The organism is Actinosynnema sp. NPDC023794 (assembly GCF_040639675.1).
In the GTDB taxonomy this organism is placed as follows: Bacteria; Actinomycetota; Actinomycetes; order Mycobacteriales; family Pseudonocardiaceae; genus Actinosynnema; species Actinosynnema luteola.
Window position 1 is genome coordinate 1 of record NZ_JBFAFR010000102.1, and the last position, 1184, is coordinate 1184.

The 1184-nt window shown below is 68.8% G+C and carries 2 protein-coding genes; both read right to left on the bottom strand.

Annotated features, from left to right (window positions below):
- Positions 1-22: 22 nt before the first annotated feature.
- Complete coding sequence (locus AB0H12_RS45180; protein WP_499632967.1) at positions 23-628, bottom strand: transposase; 606 nt, start codon at positions 626-628, stop codon at positions 23-25.
- Positions 607-1098 (bottom strand): winged helix-turn-helix domain-containing protein, encoded by a 492-nt coding sequence (locus AB0H12_RS45185; RefSeq protein WP_499632970.1) that lies wholly within the window; start codon positions 1096-1098, stop codon positions 607-609. Before AB0H12_RS45185 ends, AB0H12_RS45180 begins: the two co-directional genes overlap by 22 nt.
- Positions 1099-1184 lie beyond the last annotated feature (86 nt).

A 1184-nucleotide genomic window follows, 5' to 3' on the forward strand; every position in this document is an offset into this window, starting at 1 on the left:
TACAGATCTTGAAAGGCTGGCATTACGGCGGTTCAGGCTCGAGGTCCAGCCCGGTATGGGTGAAGAAGGCGTCGATCAGCTCGGGCCGGTACTGGATCCTCTTGAGCCGGGTCTTCACGATCGAGACCAGGTGGTCGATGCCGTGGACGAGGACGTTTCCCAGGCCGCGCTTGAGGTGTGACCAGACGTGCTCGGTCGGATTGAGTTCGGGGGCGTAAGCGGGCAGCCGGATCACGTGCAGCCAGTCCCGGGCCGCGATCAAGGCGCGCATCGCGTGACTGGTATGGGTGTTGAGGTTGTCCCAGATCAGCACGATCGGTCCGTCGAGCTGCTGGTGGGCGGCATCCAGCAGGGCGGCGTAGTCGGTCTCGCCGAAGCTGCGCCGTTCGCCCTTGCGTCCGCGGTGGACCACCGTGCGGTAGATCAACCGAGGCCGGTGCCCGGGTCGGACGCACACCAGTCCGGCGATCGAGACCCGGCCCGACCCCTTGCCCGACACCGCCACGGTCGGAGTCCGTCCTCGTCTTCCCCAGGTGCGGGCTTTCGGCGGGCGCAATGTCTGTCCGGCCTCGTCCTCGAAGCAGAGCCAGGCGCCCCGCTCCGCCGCTACCGTTTTCCCGCCGGCCACGTCTCCCGCCGCCAGGTCACGACCGCCCGCTCGTCGCGCTCGATCGCCCGGTGCGCGGGCACTTGCGGGGAGAAACCCATGCGGTGCAACAGATAGGACACCCCTCGCAGCGTGTAGCGGGTGCGGAACAGCCGGGCGATCAGATCGGAGACCCGGGCCAGGGTCCAGCGCTGATCCCCGCCGATCCCGTGCGCGGCCGGACCGCGCTCCAAGGCTTCGGCCAGCCTGTCCAACCGTCGCCCGTCCAGCCGGCACGACGCCCCGCCCGGTCCCTTCGACGCCAACCCGACCCTGCCCTCGGCGCGCCATCGACGCCGCCAGGTGTAGACCGCGTTGGTCGACACCCGCAGCCGACGGGCGATCTCAGCCACGGGCACGTCCTGGCCGAACCACTCCGCCGCCTGTAACCGGACCTGCTCGCGTTTGGCCCTGCCCCGCTCGGACAGGCCACCACCATCCGCGTACCTCATCACCCCTGCGTAGACCCCATGCCGGTCACAACCGCGCAGGACACGCCGAGAACCACGCGATCAACCCTGGTCTTTCAAGATCTGTA